Origin of the sequence: Streptomyces sp. NPDC085932, from assembly GCF_044540525.1 — a bacterium.
GTDB classification, from domain to species: domain Bacteria; phylum Actinomycetota; class Actinomycetes; order Streptomycetales; family Streptomycetaceae; genus Streptomyces; species Streptomyces levis.
Genome location: NZ_JBITSJ010000001.1, coordinates 996680 through 1015014 on the forward strand (window position 1 = coordinate 996680; position 18335 = coordinate 1015014).

General features: G+C 72.1%; 15 protein-coding genes and 1 pseudogene. 11 read left to right on the plus strand and 5 right to left on the minus strand.

The genetic code is table 11. The annotated features are described in order from the left end of the window. Nucleotides 1-36 precede the first annotated feature (36 nt). Complete coding sequence (locus ACIGAQ_RS03965) at nucleotides 37-729, plus strand: endonuclease V (RefSeq protein WP_399778945.1); 693 nt, start codon at nucleotides 37-39, stop codon at nucleotides 727-729. Here ACIGAQ_RS03965 and ACIGAQ_RS03970 read toward each other — a convergent pair. After that, on the minus strand, nucleotides 717-911 hold the full coding sequence (locus ACIGAQ_RS03970; RefSeq protein ID WP_311687198.1) for a hypothetical protein: 195 nt from the start codon (nucleotides 909-911) through the stop codon (nucleotides 717-719). The two genes, ACIGAQ_RS03965 and ACIGAQ_RS03970, sit on opposite strands and share 13 nt — an antisense overlap. A gap of 180 nt (nucleotides 912-1091) precedes the next feature. On the opposite strand from ACIGAQ_RS03970, the gene mmpA reads away from it, so the two are divergent. Then, nucleotides 1092-1238 (plus strand): morphogenic membrane protein MmpA, encoded by a 147-nt coding sequence (gene mmpA / locus ACIGAQ_RS03975; RefSeq protein WP_010042861.1) that lies wholly within the window; start codon nucleotides 1092-1094, stop codon nucleotides 1236-1238. Nucleotides 1239-1254: 16 nt separating this feature from the next. On the opposite strand, the gene ACIGAQ_RS03980 is transcribed toward mmpA, so the two are convergent. After that, complete coding sequence (locus ACIGAQ_RS03980; protein WP_399778947.1) at nucleotides 1255-2433, minus strand: saccharopine dehydrogenase family protein; 1179 nt, start codon at nucleotides 2431-2433, stop codon at nucleotides 1255-1257. 91 nt (nucleotides 2434-2524) lie between these two features. On the opposite strand from ACIGAQ_RS03980, the gene ACIGAQ_RS03985 reads away from it, so the two are divergent. The 4 genes from ACIGAQ_RS03985 to ACIGAQ_RS04000 all read left to right on the plus strand — a co-directional run bounded on the left by ACIGAQ_RS03985 (nucleotide 2525) and on the right by ACIGAQ_RS04000 (nucleotide 7613). Further along, entirely contained in the window at nucleotides 2525-2905 is a 381-nt protein-coding gene (locus ACIGAQ_RS03985; RefSeq protein ID WP_399778949.1) for an MmcQ/YjbR family DNA-binding protein, read from the plus strand. Nucleotides 2906-3014: 109 nt separating this feature from the next. After that, on the plus strand, nucleotides 3015-4160 hold the full coding sequence (locus ACIGAQ_RS03990) for a CaiB/BaiF CoA transferase family protein (RefSeq protein ID WP_399778951.1): 1146 nt from the start codon (nucleotides 3015-3017) through the stop codon (nucleotides 4158-4160). Between the two features lie 11 nt (nucleotides 4161-4171). Then, complete coding sequence (locus ACIGAQ_RS03995; protein ID WP_399778953.1) at nucleotides 4172-5386, plus strand: acetyl-CoA C-acetyltransferase; 1215 nt, start codon at nucleotides 4172-4174, stop codon at nucleotides 5384-5386. Nucleotides 5387-5420: 34 nt separating this feature from the next. Beyond that, nucleotides 5421-7613 (plus strand): 3-hydroxyacyl-CoA dehydrogenase NAD-binding domain-containing protein, encoded by a 2193-nt coding sequence (locus ACIGAQ_RS04000; protein ID WP_399778955.1) that lies wholly within the window; start codon nucleotides 5421-5423, stop codon nucleotides 7611-7613. Here the strand turns inward: ACIGAQ_RS04000 and ACIGAQ_RS04005 are convergent. Further along, entirely contained in the window at nucleotides 7610-8326 is a 717-nt protein-coding gene (locus ACIGAQ_RS04005; RefSeq protein ID WP_399778957.1) for a MerR family transcriptional regulator, read from the minus strand. The genes ACIGAQ_RS04000 and ACIGAQ_RS04005 overlap by 4 nt on opposite strands. 218 nt (nucleotides 8327-8544) lie before the next feature. Here ACIGAQ_RS04005 and ACIGAQ_RS04010 point away from each other — a divergent pair, with 218 nt between their 5' ends. Both ACIGAQ_RS04010 and ACIGAQ_RS04015 read left to right on the plus strand, forming a co-directional pair. After that, nucleotides 8545-10011: an amino acid permease gene (locus ACIGAQ_RS04010; RefSeq protein ID WP_399778959.1), complete on the plus strand. Its 1467-nt coding sequence runs from the start codon at nucleotides 8545-8547 to the stop codon at nucleotides 10009-10011. Nucleotides 10012-10053: 42 nt separating this feature from the next. Continuing rightward, nucleotides 10054-10534: pseudogene (locus ACIGAQ_RS04015) on the plus strand (macro domain-containing protein). Nucleotides 10535-10549: 15 nt separating this feature from the next. Here ACIGAQ_RS04015 and ACIGAQ_RS04020 read toward each other — a convergent pair. Together ACIGAQ_RS04020 and ACIGAQ_RS04025 are read right to left on the minus strand one after the other, a co-directional pair. Then, a complete protein-coding gene (locus ACIGAQ_RS04020) occupies nucleotides 10550-11434 on the minus strand; it encodes an arginase family protein (protein ID WP_399778961.1) in 885 nt (294 codons plus the stop codon). 97 nt (nucleotides 11435-11531) lie between these two features. Next, a complete protein-coding gene (locus ACIGAQ_RS04025) occupies nucleotides 11532-13058 on the minus strand; it encodes a M1 family metallopeptidase (protein ID WP_399778963.1) in 1527 nt (508 codons plus the stop codon). A gap of 200 nt (nucleotides 13059-13258) precedes the next feature. On the opposite strand from ACIGAQ_RS04025, the gene ACIGAQ_RS04030 reads away from it, so the two are divergent. The 3 genes from ACIGAQ_RS04030 to ACIGAQ_RS04040 all read left to right on the plus strand — a co-directional run bounded on the left by ACIGAQ_RS04030 (nucleotide 13259) and on the right by ACIGAQ_RS04040 (nucleotide 18300). Continuing rightward, on the plus strand, nucleotides 13259-15214 hold the full coding sequence (locus ACIGAQ_RS04030) for a Xaa-Pro dipeptidyl-peptidase (RefSeq protein ID WP_399778966.1): 1956 nt from the start codon (nucleotides 13259-13261) through the stop codon (nucleotides 15212-15214). Continuing rightward, nucleotides 15211-16494, plus strand: coding sequence for a M14 family metallocarboxypeptidase (locus ACIGAQ_RS04035; protein ID WP_399778968.1), 1284 nt, complete (start codon nucleotides 15211-15213; stop codon nucleotides 16492-16494). Before ACIGAQ_RS04030 ends, ACIGAQ_RS04035 begins: the two co-directional genes overlap by 4 nt. 81 nt (nucleotides 16495-16575) lie before the next feature. Next, nucleotides 16576-18300: a BCCT family transporter gene (locus ACIGAQ_RS04040; RefSeq protein WP_399778970.1), complete on the plus strand. Its 1725-nt coding sequence runs from the start codon at nucleotides 16576-16578 to the stop codon at nucleotides 18298-18300. The last annotated feature ends 35 nt before the right edge of the window (nucleotides 18301-18335 follow it).

Below are 18335 nucleotides of genomic sequence, written 5' to 3' on the forward strand. Positions count from 1 at the left end.
CGCCGGCCTCGGCGCGGCCCGTAGGCTCGGGGCACCATGACGACCGTACGCATCCCCGAGGACTGGCCCGCCACCGAGGAGCAGGCCCGTGCCGTGCAGGACGCCCTGCGCGAGCGGGTCGTCCTCGACGAGCCGGGTCCGCCGCCCGGGACCGGCCGGGTGACCGGTGTCGACGTCGCCTACGACGACGCGCGCGACGTCGTCGCGGCGGCCGCGGTCGTCCTGGACGCGGCGAGCCTCGACGTCGTCGCCGAGGCCACAGCGGTGGGCCGGATCTCCTTCCCCTACGTGCCCGGACTGCTCGCCTTCCGTGAGATCCCCACGGTCCTGGCCGCCCTCGGCGCGCTGCCCTGCGAGCCCGGCCTGGTGGTCTGCGACGGTTACGGCCTCGCCCACCCGCGCCGCTTCGGCCTGGCCTGCCACCTCGGCGTCCTGACGGGCCTGCCCACGATCGGCGTCGCCAAGAACCCGTTCACCTTCACCTTCGACGACCCGGACACCCCGCGCGGCAGCACCTCGGCGCTGTTCGCCGGCTCCGAGGAGGTCGGCCGCGCCCTGCGCACCCGGGACGGGGTCAAACCGGTGTTCGTCTCGGCGGGCCACCGCGTGACCCTGGCCAACGCGTGCGCCCACACCCTCGCCCTCACGCCCGCGTACCGCCTCCCGGAGACCACCCGCAGGGCGGACGCGCTGTGCCGCGAGGCGCTGCGCAAGGCCTACGCGGACTGATCCTCCACCCGCCAGCGGCCCACTTCGCGGTGGTCCGAGTCGTAGACCGCCGACCCGTCGCCCGGGGCCAGTCGGTAGTGGCGCAGGTTGCCGGCCCAGTACCTGAGGATCCGGCCCAGTTCGCCTGCCGGGTCCCGCTCCGACGCCGGGTCGTCCAGGGACACTTCAAGAAGGAATCTCATGCCTTCAAGGGTTTCATTGAACTCCTTGTCGGCACTTTCCCCGCGCTCACCGGCAGGCGAACAGGGGAAAGCCTCAAGCCGGGGGAGAGGGGCGGAGCGGAAGGGGGGGCCGGAACTGAGTACCGGCTCTGAGTACCCGTACGGATGCCGGGCCGGCGACCGCTCGGCAGGCTGGGGCGCATGACGACGCACCGCGCCCCCAAGCCAGTTGCCGGCCCGACCCAGACCGTCGAGCGGGCCGTCACCATCGGACTGATCCTCGCCGTGCTGGCGGGACTCGGCTGGATAGCCGGGATGATCTACACCATCGCCGAGTGGCCGCTGTAGGCCACCCGGCGCCTCCTCAGCGCACCGACGCCACGCGGAAGCGGATGCCCGCCGCCCGCAGCCGCTCGACGAGCGCGTCGCCCATGGCGACCGCCGTGGTGACCTGGCCGGCCGTCCGCGGCAGTTCGTCGAAGGCCAGGCACAGCGCCGACTCGGCCAGCATCTTCGCCGTCTCGCCGTAGCCCGGATCGCCGCCCGAGACCTCCGTGTACACCCGCCGGCCGCCGCCCTCGCCCACGAAACGCACGGAGAACCAGCTCCTGGCCCGCTTCTCCGGGCCCGGCCCGTCCCCCGGCTTCAGCCGGTCCGACAGCCAGCGCCGCGCGGGGGGCACCTGGGCCGCCGCGACCAGCGCGCCGACCGCCGCGACCCCGCCCACCGCCACCGGCAGCCGCCGGACGGCCGCGTACTGGCGATAGCGGAAGTCGGGTCCGTACCTCTCCAGCGCCGCCGCCGAACGCCGCACGATCTGCGGGTCGATGGTCGGCATCGGCAGCGCCCACGCGCCCACCTCCGCGGCGAACCGCGGCGCGCCCAGCGGCGCCGACGCCCGCCGGCCCACCAGCCGCGGCTCGTGCCGCCGCCGGTCCCGCGCGGCCGCCGCCATCTGCCGCTGCCGCGCGAACTGGCCCAGCGCGGAGGCGAAGGTACCGCCCGAGAAGGTCGCGTCGGCCGTCACGAAGCCCTCGACGCTCAGCGGCACACCCTCCGGCAGCTGCCCCACGGTGAAGTACACGCCCAGGTCGTGCGGGATGGAGTCGAACCCGGCGGCGTGCACCAGCCGGGCCCCGGTCTCGCGCGCGCGGGCGTCGTGCCGGACGTACGTCCGGTCCACGAACTCCGGTTCGCCGCACAGGTCCAGATAGTCCGTCCCGGCGTCCGCGCAGGCGGCGACGAGATCCTCGCCGTAGGTGACGTACGGGCCGACCGTCGTGGCCACCACACGCGCCTGTTCGGCGAGGGAGCGCAGGGAGGCCGGGTCGGACACGTCCGCCCGCACCACGCCGATTTCCGCGCCGGCGGGCAGCCGTTCCCGCAGCCGCGCCAGCTTCTCCTCGCTGCGGCCGGCGATCGCCCAGCGCAGTCCCTCGGGCGCGTGACCGGCCAGGTACTCGGCGGTGAGCGTGCCGGCGAAACTGGTGGCTCCGAAGAGCACGATGTCGTACGGACGGTCCGTCCTGTTTTGCATGCCCATGACACCCCTCGGTCGTGCAGCCCGTGCCGCTGTCGGTGGCCGAGGCTAGCGTGAGCGGTGCGGAGCCCGACGACGAGCCCGGAGGAACGCGATGGCCGTGCCCAGGAATGCCCTGAAGAAGTGGGAGAAAGTGCACGCGTTCGCCCTGGGGCTGCCGGGCGCCGTCGAGGAGTTCCCGTGGGGCGAGTCGGTCGCGAAGGTCGACAAGAAGGTCTTCGTCTTCCTGGGCGTGCGGGACGGCAGCCACCCCCTCGGAGTGACGGTGAAGCTCACGGACGGGACGGCGCACGCCCATGCGCTCGCCTGCCCCGGCGCCGGGCCCGCCGGGTACGGCCTGGGCAAGGCGGGCTGGGTGAGCGTCCCTTTGGAGGCGCCGGGCGCCCCGGCCGCGGAACTCCTGTGCGACTGGGTGGAGGAGAGCTACCGGGTGATCGCACCGAAGCGGCTCATAGCGGAGCTGGACGGAGGCTGACCCGTACGGCACATTGCTAAGCGCTTGCTCGTTCGGCTCTTGTGCGGAGTGGAACGTGTTCTTAGCATCGCTGGTGTTACATCATTTGTGTCACAGCACTGGGGGCTGGATGACCACGGCAAGGACGCCGGTGCACGGCCCGCTCGCAGGGGTGCGGGTGGTCGAGCTGGCCGGGATCGGTCCCGGCCCGTTCGCCGCCATGCTGCTCGCCGACCTCGGGGCCGAGGTGGTGCGCGTGGACCGGCCCGGCGGCCCCGGGCTCGCCATCGACCCGGCGTACGACGTCACCAACCGCAACAAGCGCTCGGTGGTCGTCGACCTGAAGGCCCCGGACGGCCCGAACCAGGTCCTCGACCTGGCCGCCCGCGCCGACATCCTGGTCGAGGGCTACCGCCCGGGCGTCGCCGAGCGCCTCGGCGTCGGGCCCGGGGACTGCCACGCCCGCAACCCGCGCCTGGTCTACGGCCGGATGACCGGCTGGGGCCAGGACGGCCCGCTCGCCCCGCGCGCCGGGCACGACATCGCCTACATCGCCCCCACCGGCGCCCTCGGCCTGATCGGCCGCCCCGACGAGCCGCCGCCGGTCCCCGCCAACCTGCTCGGCGACTACGCGGGCGGCTCCCTCTACCTCGTCGTCGGCGTTCTCGCCGCCCTCCACCACGCCCGGGCGACCGGCACCGGGCAGGTCGTGGACGCCGCCGTCGTCGACGGCACCGCCCACCTGGCCACGATGATCCACGGCATGCTCGCCGCCGGCGGCTGGCAGGACCGCCGCGGCGCCAACCTGCTGGACGGCGGCTGCCCCTACTACGGCACGTACGAGACGGCCGACGGCCGGTACATGGCCGTCGGCGCCCTGGAGCCGCAGTTCTACGAGGAGTTCCTCGCCCTGCTCGGGGTCGAGGGCCAGGACGCCGCCCGCACGGACGTCGCCCGCTGGCAGGACCTGCGCGCGGCGGTCGCCGCCCGCTTCAAGAGCCGCACCAGGGACGAGTGGACGGCCGTCTTCGACGGCACCGACGCGTGCGTGGCGCCGGTGCTGTCACTGCGCGAGGCACCCCACCACCCGCACCTGGCCGCCCGCGGCACCTTCACCGACCACGGCGGCATCACCCAGCCCGCCCCGGCCCCACGCTTCTCCGCGACCCCGACCACCGTCCGCAGCGGCCCGGCCCGGCCCGGCGCCGACACGGCGGACGTCGCCCGGGAGTGGGACGTTCCCGGGCTGCTCCCAGCGTCCCGAAACCCTCAGTGAAAGGCCTCCTCGTGAGCACCGAAGCGTACGTGTACGACGCGATCCGCACCCCGCGCGGACGCGGCAAGGCCAATGGCGCCCTGCACGGCACCAAGCCCATCGACCTGGTCGTCGGACTCATCCACGAGATCCGCGCCCGCTTCCCGGACCTCGACCCGGCCGCCGTCGACGACATCGTCCTCGGCGTCGTCGGCCCGGTCGGCGACCAGGGCTCCGACATCGCGCGGATCGCCGCGATCGCGGCCGGGCTGCCCGACACCGTCGCGGGCGTCCAGGAGAACCGCTTCTGTGCCTCGGGCCTGGAGGCCGTCAACCTGGCCGCCGCGAAGGTCCGTTCCGGCTGGGAGGACCTCGTCCTCGCCGGGGGCGTCGAGTCGATGTCCCGCGTGCCGATGGCCTCCGACGGCGGCGCCTGGTTCAACGACCCGATGACCAACCTCCAGGTCAACTTCGTGCCGCAGGGCATCGGCGCCGACCTCATCGCCACCATCGAGGGCTTCTCCCGCCGGGACGTCGACGAGTACGCGGCGCTCTCCCAGGAGCGGGCCGCCACCGCCATGAAGGACGGCCGCTTCGACCGGTCCGTCGTCCCCGTGAAGGACCGCAGCGGTCTCGTCGTCCTCGACCACGACGAGTTCCCGCGCCCCGGCACCACCGCCGACTCCCTCGCCAAGCTGAAGCCGTCCTTCGCGGACATCGGCGAACTCGGCGGCTTCGACGCCGTCGCGCTCCAGCAGTACCACTGGGTGGAGAGGATCGACCACGTCCACCACGCGGGCAACTCCTCCGGCATCGTCGACGGCGCCTCGCTCGTCGCGATCGGCTCCAGGGAGGTCGGCGAGCGCTACGGCCTCACGCCCCGCGCGCGGATCGTCTCCGCCGCCGTCTCCGGCTCCGAGCCCACGATCATGCTCACCGGCCCCGCCCCCGCCACCCGCAAGGCCCTCGCCAAGGCCGGACTGACCATCGACGACATCGACCTCGTCGAGATCAACGAGGCGTTCGCGGCGGTCGTGCTGCGCTTCGTGAAGGACATGGGCCTGTCCCTGGACAAGGTCAACGTCAACGGCGGCGCGATCGCGCTCGGCCACCCCCTCGGCGCCACCGGCGCGATGATCCTCGGCACCCTCGTCGACGAACTGGAGCGCCAGGACAAGCGCTACGGCCTCGCCACGCTGTGCGTCGGCGGCGGCATGGGCGTCGCCACGATCGTCGAGCGCATCTGACCCCCTCCCGACGGATCACACGGAGCACCTCCACATGAGCACTGAGTCCACCACCATCCGCTGGGAACAGGACCGCACCGGCCTCGTCACCCTGGTCCTCGACGACCCGAACCAGTCCGCGAACACCATGAACCAGGCGTTCCGCGACTCCCTCGCCGCCGTCACCGACCGGCTGGAGGCCGAGAAGGACACCATCCGGGGCGTCATCATCACCTCCGCCAAGAAGACCTTCTTCGCCGGCGGCGACCTGCGCGACCTGATCCGCGTCACCCCCGAGACGGCCCAGGAGCTGTTCGACGGCGGCATGGCGATCAAGCGGAACCTGCGCCGCATCGAGACCCTCGGCAAGCCCGTCGTCGCCGCCCTCAACGGCGCGGCCCTGGGCGGCGGTTACGAGATCGCCCTGGCCTGCCACCACCGGATCGCCCTGGACGCGCCCGGCTCGAAGATCGGCTGCCCCGAGGTCACCCTCGGCCTGCTGCCCGGAGGCGGCGGCGTCGTCCGCACGGTCCGCCTGCTGGGCATCGCCGACGCCCTGCTGAAGGTCCTCCTCCAGGGCACCCAGTACAGCCCGCGCCGCGCCCTCGACAACGGCCTCGTCGACGAGGTCGCCGACACGCACGACGAACTTCTCGCCAAGGCGAAGGCGTTCATCGACGCCCACCCCGAGTCGCAGCAGCCCTGGGACCGGCCGGGCTACAAGATCCCCGGCGGCACCCCGGCCAACCCCAGGTTCGCGGCCAACCTGCCCGCCTTCCCGGCCACCCTGCGCAAGCAGACCAACGGGGCCCCCTACCCCGCCCCGCGCAACATCCTCGCCGCGGCCGTCGAGGGCGCCCAGGTCGACTTCGAGACCGCACAGGTCATCGAGGCCCGCTACTTCGTCGAACTGGCCGCGGGCCAGACCTCGAAGAACATGATCCAGGCGTTCTTCTTCGACCTCCAGGCCGTCAACTCCGGTGCCAACCGCCCCAAGGGCGTCGAGCCCCGCAAGGCCCGCAAGGTCGCCGTCCTCGGCGCCGGCATGATGGGCGCGGGCATCGCCTACTCCTGTGCCCGCGCCGGCATCGACGTCGTGCTGAAGGACGTGTCCCTGGAGGCGGCCCTCAAGGGCAAGGGCTACTCCGAGAAGCTGTGCGCCAAGGCCGTCGCCAAGGGCCGGACCACCCAGGAGAAGGCCGACGCGCTGCTCGCCCGCATCACGCCCACCGCCGAGGTCCAGGACCTGGCCGGCTGCGACGCGGTCATCGAGGCCGTCTTCGAGGACACCTCCCTCAAGCACAAGGTGTTCCAGGAGATCCAGCACGTCGTCGCCCCCGACGCGCTGCTGTGCTCCAACACCTCCACCCTGCCCATCACCGCCCTCGCCGAAGGCGTCGAGCGGCAGGCCGACTTCATCGGACTGCACTTCTTCTCGCCGGTCGACAAGATGCCGCTGGTCGAGATCATCAAGGGCGAGCGCACCGGCGAGGAGGCACTGGCCCGCGCCTTCGACCTGGTCCGGCAGATCAACAAGACGCCGATCGTCGTCAACGACTCGCGCGGCTTCTTCACCTCCCGCGTCATCGGCCACTTCATCAACGAAGGCGTGGCCATGGTCGGCGAGGGCATCGAGCCCGCGTCGGTCGAACAGGCCGCCGCGCAGGCCGGCTACCCGGCCAAGGTCCTGTCGCTGATGGACGAACTGACGCTGACCCTGCCCCGCAAGATCCGGGCCGAGACGAAGCGGGCGGTCGAGGAGGCCGGCGGCACCTGGACGCCCCACCCCGCCGAGGCCGTCATCGACCGCATGGTCGACGAGTTCGGCCGCACCGGTCGCAGCGGCGGTGCCGGCTTCTACGACTACGACGAGGACGGCAGGCGCGCCCGCCTCTGGCCGGGACTGCGCGAGCACTTCACCCGGCCCGGTCACCGCATCCCGTTCGAGGACATGCAGGAACGCATGCTCTTCGCCGAGGCACTGGACACCGTCCGGCTGCTGGAGGAGGGCGTCCTGACCTCCGTCGCCGACGCCAACATCGGCTCCATCTTCGGCATCGGCTTCCCGGGCTGGACCGGCGGCGTGCTGCAGTACATCAACGGCTACGACGGCGGCGCCGGGACAGGGGTCGGACTGCCCGGCTTCGTGGACCGCGCGCGGGAACTCGCCGAGCGCTACGGCGACCGGTTCACCCCGCCCGCCCTGCTCGTCGAGAAGGCGGAGAAGGGGGAGCGCTTCAGCGACTAGTCCGCGAGCGGCCCGTCTGCAGGGTGGGTCAGCCACTCGCCCAGCTCTTCCTTGAGCGAGCGCTGGAACGCGGTGAGCAGCGCCTGCACCACCAGGGGGTGCATGTGCGCCGACAGGGACCGCACGTCCCGCGCGTCGCGCTCGGCGACCTCGCCGCGGAAGAGCTGGGAGAGTTCCCGGGCCGCGGCGCGCGCGTGTTCGAGGAGGACCTTGCGCGCCGCGAAGATCGCCTCCGCCGAGAGGGGCACGTCCAGCAGCCCGGCACCCAGCCGGAGCAGGCCGAGGTCGGCCTCGTACCCGTCGTCGGCGGGCCGGATGACGCCCATCGCGACGAGCCGCTCGACGTCCTCCTCGTCCAGCGGCCGCCCGGCCCGCCGCGCCAGCTCCTCGCGCGTGACCGTCTCGACGGCGTCCGGCGCCCAGGACGCCACCACCGCCCGGTGGACGGCCAGGTCGTGCGCGCTCAGGTCCGCGGGCAGCTGCCGCAGGTAGCGCTCGATGCCGGCCAGCGTCATGCCCTGCCGCTGCAGTTCCTCGATCAGCGCCAGCCGGTCCAGGTGGTCGCGCCCGTAGTGCCCCACGCGCCGGGGACCGAGCACCGGCGGTGGCAGCAGGCCCTTGGTGCCGTAGAAGCGGACCGTGCGCACCGTGACACCGGCCCGGGCGGCCAGCTCGTCGATGGTGAGGATCGGCTCCCCGGCGTCGGTCGTCATGTGCAGCAGTATCGCTGTCTCACCGGTGCTGTGACACCCGTGACGGTGAACGTGAAGGCGGTGTGAGAAGTAGCGCTGTGTGACGTGTGCCATCGCGTGAGCCGCGCGGCGTGGGGGAAGGTGGCCCCTTGGTCTGTGCCCTGACAGAGGGCGCAGACCTTATGTACGTCCGGAAGCCGAGCGTGACCCGCTCGGGCGCACCAGAGAGTGGATCCACCGTGAGCAAGGACGCCGTGAACACGGCTGCGGCCACGCCGCGTACCGATGCGGCCCAGGTGCCCGCGGACGCGGGCGACGCCGGCTACAGCAAGGACCTCAAGGCCCGGCACGTCAACATGATCGCCATCGGCGGGGCCATCGGCACCGGCCTCTTCCTCGGCGCCGGCGGCCGTCTGCACAACGCCGGCCCCGCGCTGGCGATCGCCTACCTGGTCTGCGGCGTCTTCGCCTTCTTCGTCGTGCGGGCGCTCGGCGAGCTCGTCCTGTACCGCCCCTCCTCGGGCTCCTTCGTCTCCTACGCGCGCGAGTTCCTCGGCGAGAAGGGCGCCTACGTCGCCGGCTGGATGTACTTCCTGAACTGGTCGACCACCGGCATCGCCGACATCACCGCGATCGCGCTGTACACGCACTACTGGAGCCTGTTCACCGACATCCCGCAGTGGGTGCTCGCGCTGATCGCCCTCGCCGTGGTGCTCGCCGTGAACCTGATCTCGGTGAAGATCTTCGGCGAGATGGAGTTCTGGTTCGCGATCATCAAGGTCGCGACGCTGGTCGGCTTCATGCTCATCGGCATCTTCCTGCTCGCCACGCAGCACGAGGTGGGCGGGCACACCCCGGGCCTGAGCGTGATCACCGACAACGGCGGCGTCCTCCCGCACGGCGTGATGCCCGTCGTCCTCGTGATGCAGGGCGTGATCTTCGCCTATGCCGCGCTGGAGCTCGTCGGTGTCGCGGCGGGCGAGACGGCCGAGCCGGAGAAGGTCGTCCCGCGCGCGGTGAACTCGATCATGTGGCGCGTCGGCCTGTTCTACGTCGGCTCGGTCGTCCTGCTGGCGCTGCTGCTGCCCGGGTCGGTCTACTCGGCCGACCAGAGCCCCTTCGTCACGGTCCTGTCGAAGATCGGCGTCCCGGCCGCGGGCGACGTGATGAACCTGGTGGTCCTGACCGCCGCCATGTCGTCCCTCAACTCCGGCCTGTACTCCACGGGCCGCATCCTGCGCTCGATGGCGATGGCCGGCTCGGCGCCGAAGTTCACCGCCCGTATGAACCGCAGCCAGGTCCCCTACGGCGGCATCCTGCTGACCTGCGGAGTCTGTGTGCTCGGCGTCGGCCTGAACTTCCTCGTCCCGGCCCAGGCCTTCGAGATCGTGCTGAACGTCGCCTCCCTCGGCATCATCAGCACGTGGGTGATCATCATGATCTGCCACCTGGTCTTCGTCCGCCGCGCCAAGGCGGGTTTGATCACCCGCCCCACCTTCCGCCTCTTCGGCAGCCCCGTCACGGAGATCGCCACGATCGCCTTCCTGCTGGCCTGCCTGGCCATGATGTGGAACGACCCGGAGGTCGGCCGCAAGACCCTCCTGCTCATCCCGCTGATCGCGATCATGCTGGTGGCGGGCTGGTACGGCGTCCGCCGCCGGGTGTCCCGGACGGCCGACCAGGAGCTGTCCCGGCTGACGAAGTAGCGGCACGGGGCCACTGTCAGTGGTGCCGTCCACGGTGGCGTCATGTCGGAGATCGCGTATGTCCGCGGTGACGCCACCGCTCCGTCGGTGAAGGGCGTCAAGATCATCGCCCACGTCTGCAACGACGCCGGGGGCTGGGGCAAGGGCTTCGTCCTCGCGGTCTCACGCCGCCGGCCGGGGCCCGAGGCGGCCTACCGGGCCTGGCACCGCGGCCGGGCGGAGAACGACTTCGGTCTGGGCGCGGCGCAGTTCGTGCAGGTGGATGAGTACGTGTGGGTGGCGAACATGATCGGCCGGCACGGAACCAGGACCGGCAGCAAGGGGGGTCCCCGTGCGGTATGAGGCGATCGACCGGGCCCTGGCGGCCGTCGCGGGGAAAGCCCGCGAACTCGGCGCCTCCGTGCACATGCCCCGGATCGGCTGCGGTCTCGCCGGCGGCAAATGGTCCCGGGTCGAGCCGATCGTCGAGGAGCGGCTGGTGCGCCAGGGCATACCGGTGACGGTGTACGACCACGGGCAGTGAGGACACGGGCGGGGCTCAGCCCTCGCCGCCGAAGGCCCCGGCCAGGCAGTCGGCGAGGCGTCGGGCGAGGGTGCCGTCGGGGTCCAGACGCGGGTTGAAGATCGCCACGCCGAGGCCCACCGCCGTGCCGGAGGCGAGGGCCGTGCGCAGGATCGTCTCCAGCTCCTGCCAGGTCAGGCCGTCCGGCTGGCGGTAGTCCACGGCCGGCATCAGGGCGTCGTCCAGGACGTCGACGTCCAGATGCACCCAGAACCCGGCGCCCGCGCCGCCGCTCAGCAGCCCGACCGCCCGCCGGACCGCCTCGGCCGCCCCCAGGGCGCGTACGGTGTCCAGCTCCATCGCGTGCAGCGCGTCCGGCAGCGGCTGCATCCCGAACGCCGCGGACTCCTCCGCGTCCCGGAAGCCCAGGGCGACGACGTCCCCGTCGCGCACGAGCGGGCCGCGGCCCTCCAGGTCGGCCAGGACCCGCGGTCCGCGCCCGGTGGCCAGGGCGAGTTCCATCGAGGCCACCTCACCGGCCGGCTCGGCCTCCGGCTGGTAGAAGTCCGTGTGCCCGTCGAGGAACAGCAGCCCGTGCCGGTCCCGGCGACGCAGCGCGAGCAGGTTGCCCAGCAGCACGCTGCAGTCGCCGCCCAGCACGAGCGGGAACCGGCCGCCGTCGAGGACGGCGCCCACGGCGTCGGCCAGCGCCGCCGAGTACGCCGCGATGCCGTCCGGGTTCAGCAGTCCGGTCTGCGCGTCCCGCTCCGGGTCGTACGGCGGCGGCTCGACCCGGCCCACGGTCCTGGCGCCGAGCGCGTCGGCGAGACCGGCGCCGAGCAGCGCGGACGCCAGGTCCTCGACCCCCGTCGGACGCAGCCCGAGCACGGACGGTGCCTCGATGATCGCCGCGTTCCGCACGCCCGCACCTCCGTCGGCCGCCCTCGTGTCACACCGCCGGGCCGATACGCCCGGTGCGTATGGGCCCACCGTAGACCGCGGGGCGGGACGCGGCGCGTCAGTGCCGGTGCCCGGCGCCCTCCGCGCGGCCGCCGTGCTCGTGCACCCCGTTGGTCGCCGCGATGCGCTTCCAGGACTTCGGCTGCGGCACCGCCTTGGCCGCCTTCGCGACCGCCGCGGCCCGGGCGGCCGGCACCCCCGGCTTGGACGGCTGGAACAGCCACGTGTCGAAGAGCGCGGCCAGCGGCTTGCCGGACACCTCCTCGGCGTAGCGCCGGAAGTCGGCGACGGACGCGTTGCCGTGCGCGTACTTCTGCGGCCAGCCCTTCAGGATCGTGAAGAACGCCTCGTCGCCGATGGCGTTGCGCAGCGCCTGCACGGCGAGGGCGCCCCGGTCGTAGACCGCGATGTCGAACTGGTCGTCCGGGCCGGGGTCCCCGGGCCGCACCGTCCAGAACGGGTCGTCGGCCGGGTGCGAGGCGTACACGTAGTCGGCGAGCTCCTGCGCGGTGCCCTCCCCCTCGTGCTCGGACCACAGCCACTGCGCGTACCGGGCGAAGCCCTCGTTGATCCAGATGTCCTTCCAGCCCTTGAGGGACACCACGTCCCCGTACCACTGGTGGGCCAGCTCGTGCACGACGAGGGACACGTTCGACCCGTTCGCGAACTGCCGGGGGCTGTAGAACGGCCGGGTCTGGGTCTCCAGCGCGTACCCGGTGTTCGTGTTCGGGACGTACCCGCCGAGCGCGTTGTACGGGTACGGCCCGAAGTACCCGCTCAGCCAGTCCACGATCTCGCCGCTGCGCTCGATGCTCGCGCGGGCCGCGCCGGCGTGGTCGCCCAGGTCCTTGCTGTAGGCGTTGACGACCGGGATGCCGCTGTCGGTCGTTCCGGTGGTGAGGTCGAACTTTCCTACGGCGAGCGTCGCGAGGTACGTGGCCTGCGGCTTGTTGGAACGCCAGTTCCAGCGCGTCCAGCCGAGCCGTGAACTGGTCGACTGGAGCGTGCCGTTGGAGATGGCCTGGGTGCCGTCCGGGACCAGCACGGACACGTCGTAGGTGGCCTTGTCGAGGGGGTGGTCGTTGCTCGGGAACCACCAGGCGGCCGCCTCCGGCTCGTTGGCCGCGACACCGCCGTCCGGGGTGCGGTGCCAGCTGGTGAAGCCGTAGGCCCGCTTCGACGACGGCACGCCGTGGTAGCGCACGACGACCGTGACGGCCGTGCCCTTGGCCAGCGGGGTCTTCGGCGTGACCTCCAGCTCGTGCTCGCCGGAGGTCGTGAACGAGGCCTTGGCCCCGTTGACGCGCACCTCGTCGACGTCCAGCAGGAAGTCGAGGTTGAAGCGCGACAGGTCCTGGGTGGTGCGGGCCACGAGGGTGGCCGTGCCCTCCAGTTCGTCGGTCTCCGGCTGGTACTTCAGCCGGAGGTCGTAGTGGGAGACGTCGTATCCGCCGTTGCCGTAGGCCGGGTAGTAGGGGTCGCCGATACCCGGCGCGCCGGGGGAGTGGGGAGCGGCCGATGCCGGGATCGCCAGCAGGAGAACGGCCGCTGCCAGGGCTCCCGGCACGATGATTCTGCGGTGCACGCAAGGCTCCAAGTCGTAGGTCCCGAAGTCTGTCCGGAGCCTATTGACTCCCTGTGCCACTGGTCATGTCCATGGCCTCCCTTGTCACACGATCGCCATTCGGCCGACATGCGACACCCGCCCCGCCGGCCGCTTGCGGACACGCCGATCCGTCAGCGGCCCTCTTCTGAACAGGAGTTCACCGATGTACCGTCCGGCGCATGCCGAAACGCACGCGCTTCACGACCTGGAGACCGCTCGCGACGGCGGCCACGGCCGCCCTGATGGCCACACTGCTCACCCCGGCGGCCGCACAGGCGGCCCCGCGCGGCAGCGAACCCGTCCACTCCTACGAGAACGCCATCCGCGAGGCCGTCTGGGTGGACACCGGACTCGACGGTGACGGCGACGGAAAGAGCGACCGGGTCGCCGTCGACATCGTCCGCCCCCGCGAACCCGCCGCCCGGGGCCGCAAGGTCCCCGTCATCATGGACGCCAGCCCGTACTACTCCTGCTGCGGGCGCGGCAACGAGAGCCAGAAGAAGACGTACGACGGGCACGGCGACGTCGTGCAGATGCCGCTGTTCTACGACAACTACTTCGTCCCGCGCGGCTACGCCGTGGTCGGTGTCGACCTGGCCGGAACCAATCGCTCGGACGGCTGCGTCGACGTCGGCGGCCGCTCCGACGTCCGGTCGGCCAAGGCCGTCGTCGACTGGCTCAACGGCCGCGCCAAGGCCTACACCACCCGCACCGGCACCACCCGCGCCGAGGCCGGCTGGACCAACGGCCGCACGGGCATGATCGGCAAGAGCTGGGACGGCACCATCGCCAACGGCGTGGCCGCCACCGGTGTCGAGGGCCTGGAGACCATCGTCCCGATCAGCGCCATCTCCTCCTGGTACGACTACTACTTCCAGCAGGGCGCCCCGCTGTACGACTCCGGCCCCGACTGGCTCTCGAACTACGTCAACAGCCCCGACGCCCGCGCCAAGTGCGGTGCCGTGCAGCGCAAGCTCGTCGACGGCGCCCCGCGCAGCGGCGACCTGAGCCCGCTGTGGGCCGAGCGCGACTACGTGAAGGCCGCGCGCAAGGTCAGGGCCAGCGTCTTCCTCGTCCACGGCATGCAGGACCTCAACGTCCGCATGAAGCACGTCGGCCAGTGGTGGGACGCCCTCGCGAAGAACGGCGTCGACCGCAAGATCTGGCTCTCGCAGACCGGCCACGTCGACCCCTTCGACTTCCGGCGCACGACATGGGTCGAGACCCTGCACCGCTGGTTCGACCACGAACTCATGGGCTACGACAACGGCATCGACCGCGAGCCCATGGCCGACATCGAACGCGCGCCCGACCGGTGGACCACCTCCCGGACCTGGCCGCCGAGCGGCACCCGCGCCGCCACCCTGCGCCCCGGCCCGGGCACCCAGGACGGCGTCGGCACCCTCGGCCTGCACCGCCGCCACGGCACCGGGACCGTCACCGACGACCCCGCGCTGAGCGAGACCGACTGGGCCGCGAGCATCGACAAGCCGACACCGGAGAAGGCCGGCTTCGTCACCGGGCCGCTCACCCGCGACCTGCGCCTGTCCGGCTCCTCCGCGGTCACCGTCACCGCGACGCCCTCCACCCCGACGGCCCACCTCTCCGCCGTCCTCGTGGACATCGGCCCCGCGACCATCCGCGACTACGCCGACCCGGGCGAGGGCATCACCACGCTCACCGACCGCACCTGCTGGGGCGCGAGCACCACCGGCGACAGCGCCTGCTTCAAGGAGACGAAGGCGAAGACCGCCGACGTCGACTACACGATCGTCAGCCGTGGCTGGGCCGACCTGGGCAACCACGCCTCCGAGACCAAGGGCGCCCCGCTCACCCCGGGCAAGCGGTACACGATCACCCTCGACCTGGCGGCCACCGACCACGTCGTGCCGAAGGGCCACCGCCTGGCGCTGATCGTGGCCGGCACCGACAAGGACCTCATCGACCCTCCCGCCGACCGGCCGACCCTGAAGCTCGACCTCGCCCGCACCTCGGCACGCGTGCCGTTCGCCGGCGGCGCCACCGCCTTCGCCCGCGCCACCGCGGGTGCCACGTCCGCCGTGCCCGGCGCCTCCCTCCTGGACGGCGTACGGGAGCCGCGCACCACTCACCGTGTCCCGGGGGGAACCCAGTGATCCGCGTCCGCGTCCGCGCCCTGACCCTGACCGCCGCGGCGCTCGCCGCGTCCCTGGTCGCCGTCCCGGCCGAGGCGACCACCACGGACGCACCGCCGCGCACCGGCTTCGAACAGACGAACGGCGCCCGCTGGACCACCCAGCCCGAGGAGCAGGACTTCCTCCGGGCCGTGGACCGGTCGAGCAGCCGGGTGTCGGTGTCCCGCTTCGGCACGACCGAACAGGGCCGCCCCCTCCAACTCGTCAGGATCGGCACCCGGCCCAGTCCGAACAAGGTGCTGCTCGTCTGCAGCCAGCACGGCGACGAGCCCTCCGGCCGCGAGGCCTGCCTCACCACGATCCGCGACCTCGCGTACGCCCGGGACAGCCGCACCCGGCGCTTCCTGGACCGCACCACGGTCCTCGTCGTGCCCACCGCCAACCCCGACGGCCGGGCCGCCGACACGCGCGGCAACGCCGACGGCGTCGACATCAACCGCGACCACCTCGCCCTGAAGACCGCCGAGGGCCGCGCCCTGGCCGCCGTCCTGCGCGACCAGCGCCCCGACCTCGTCTACGACCTGCACGAGTACGGCGCCACACCGCCGTACTACGACAAGGCCCTGTTCGACCTCTGGCCGCGCAACCTCAACACGCACGACGCGGTCCACGACGAGGCGCGCACCCTGTCCGAGGCGTACGTGCGGCCCGCCGCGCAGCGCGCCGGGCACTCGACCGGCACCTACGGGATCTGGACCGACCCGGACACGGGCGAGCCGATCCGGCAGGTCGCCGGGGACGGGCAGGAGCGCATCCTGCGCAACATGTCCGGGGTGAAGCACTCCGTGGGCCTGCTCATCGAGAGCCGGGTGGACCCGCTCACCGACGCCGAGAAGGCGGACGAGGCGCTGAACAACCGGCGCCGGGTGACCTCCCAGCTGGCCGCCCTGAAGGGCCTGTTCGGCTACACCGACGAGCGCCGCGGCCGGATCGAGGCGGCCACGGGCCGGGCCCGTCTCACCGGATACGCCGACAGCGGCCCGGTCTACGTCGGCGGCGCGGACAACGAGCCTCCCGGACCGTCCGACATCATCCCCGACCCGCCCTGCGGGTACCGGCTCACGGCCGCCCAGTACGCGGAGGTGGGCGACGAACTGGCCCTGCACGGCGTGCGCGTGCGCGAGGACGCCGAGGGCGTCCTCGTCCCCGTGCGCCAGTCCCTGCGGGCCCTCGTCCCCCTGCTGCTGGACGACCGGGCCGAGTACCACCTCACAGAAGGTTCACGCGAAACCGCGTGCTGAGAGGGTGAAAATCCGCCACACGTGGTAGCAGCGTTACGGAGGAACCGATTCTCCGCGCTGTTTCGATGAGAGGTGCCGCCTGTGACGCAAGAACGACCAAGGGACAAGGACTCCCACGAGGGAGCCGCGCTGCCGGGGTCGGAAGCGGGACTGCCCGGCCGGGACCGGCCGCAGACCGACCGCATCGTCTTCGGCGTCACGGCGGTGCTCACCCTGGCCTTCGTGGTCTGGGGCGCCGCGGCGACCGACTCGCTCGAGGACGTCTCCACCAGCATGCTCAGCGGCCTGATGCACAACGGCGGCTGGGCGTTCATGCTGGCCGCCTCCGGCTTCGTCGTCTTCGCGCTCTGGCTCGCGATCAGCCGCTACGGCCGCATCCACCTGGGCGCCGAGGGCGAGGAGCCGGAGTTCCGCACGGTCTCCTGGGTCGCCATGATGTTCAGCGCAGGCATGGGCATCGGCCTGATGTTCTACGGCGTGAGCGAGCCGCTGTCGCACTACGGCACGCCCCCGCCGGGCTCCGACCCGGCCGACTCCGGCGAACGCATGGAGACGGCCATGGCGACCACCCTGTTCCACTGGACGCTCCACCCCTGGGCGATCTACGCCGTGGTGGGTCTGGCCATCGCCTACAGCACCTTCCGCAGGCGCCGGCGGCAGACCATCAGCGCCGTGTTCACCCCGCTCATCGGCAGGAAGAACGCGAACGGCGCCGCCGGCCGGGTCATCGACATCCTCGCGATCGTCGCGACCGTCTTCGGCTCCGCCGCCTCCCTCGGGCTCGGCGCGCTGCAGATCGGCTCCGGCGTTCAGGAGCTGGACTGGATGGACAAGGTGAGCACCGGGCTGCTCGTCGCGATCATCGCGGTGCTGACCCTGGCCTTCGTCGCGTCCGCGGTGTCGGGCGTGGAGAAGGGCATCCAGTGGCTGTCCAACACCAACATGGTGCTGGCACTGGTGCTCGCCCTGTTCGTGTTCGTGGCCGGGCCGACCATCATCGTCCTGGACCTGCTGCCCACCTCCGTCTTCGCCTACCTCGGCGACCTGCCCCAGCTGGCCGGGCGCACGGAGGCCAGCGGCGGCGAGGGCGTCGCCGACTGGCTGGGCAGCTGGACCGTCTTCTACTGGGCGTGGTGGATCTCCTGGACGCCCTTCGTCGGCATGTTCATCGCCCGGATCAGCCGGGGCCGGACCATCCGCCAGTTCGTCGGCGGGGTCATCCTCGTGCCCAGCACGGTCAGCCTGATCTGGTTCGCGATCTTCGGCGGTTCGGCGATGAAGATGCAGGAGCAGGGGCGGCTGGGCAAGGAGACGACCCCGGAGGGCCAGCTCTTCGACGTGCTCCAGCAGTTCCCGATCGCCACCGCGACCAGCCTGCTCGTGATGATCCTGGTCGGCATCTTCTTCGTCTCGGGCGCGGACGCGGCCTCGATCGTCATGGGCACGCTGTCGCAGAAGGGCGCGCTCGAACCGGGCCGTCTGGTCGTCGTGTTCTGGGGTGTGGTCACCGGCGCGGTCGCCGCGATCATGCTGATGGTCGGCAGTGGGCAGGGCGACGCCCTGACGGGTCTGCAGAACCTCACGATCCTCGCGGCGGCGCCGTTCGTCGTCGTGATGACCTTCATGTGCGTCGCGCTCATGCGCGACCTGCGCCGCGACCCGGTGATCGTGCGCGAGCAGATGGGGTCCGAGGCCGTCGAACAGGCCGTCATCGAGGGCCACAAGAAGTACGACGGCGAGTTCGAGTTCCGCGTCGGGCCGGGCCGCGGTCCGGACGTCGAGGGCGACCCGATCGGCAAGCACTGACCGAGCGGCGCCGACCGCAGGCACCAGGGCGCCCC

Coding starts and splice junctions, on each gene's coding strand:
- ACIGAQ_RS03965 (WP_399778945.1), top strand. CDS start 37: ATGACGACCGTACGCATCCCCGAGGACTGGCCCGCCACCGAGGAGCAG.
- ACIGAQ_RS03970 (WP_311687198.1), bottom strand. CDS start 911: ATGAGATTCCTTCTTGAAGTGTCCCTGGACGACCCGGCGTCGGAGCGG.
- mmpA (WP_010042861.1), top strand. CDS start 1,092: ATGACGACGCACCGCGCCCCCAAGCCAGTTGCCGGCCCGACCCAGACC.
- ACIGAQ_RS03980 (WP_399778947.1), bottom strand. CDS start 2,433: ATGGGCATGCAAAACAGGACGGACCGTCCGTACGACATCGTGCTCTTC.
- ACIGAQ_RS03985 (WP_399778949.1), top strand. CDS start 2,525: ATGGCCGTGCCCAGGAATGCCCTGAAGAAGTGGGAGAAAGTGCACGCG.
- ACIGAQ_RS03990 (WP_399778951.1), top strand. CDS start 3,015: ATGACCACGGCAAGGACGCCGGTGCACGGCCCGCTCGCAGGGGTGCGG.
- ACIGAQ_RS04000 (WP_399778955.1), top strand. CDS start 5,421: ATGAGCACTGAGTCCACCACCATCCGCTGGGAACAGGACCGCACCGGC.
- ACIGAQ_RS04005 (WP_399778957.1), bottom strand. CDS start 8,326: ATGACGACCGACGCCGGGGAGCCGATCCTCACCATCGACGAGCTGGCC.
- ACIGAQ_RS04030 (WP_399778966.1), top strand. CDS start 13,259: ATGCCGAAACGCACGCGCTTCACGACCTGGAGACCGCTCGCGACGGCG.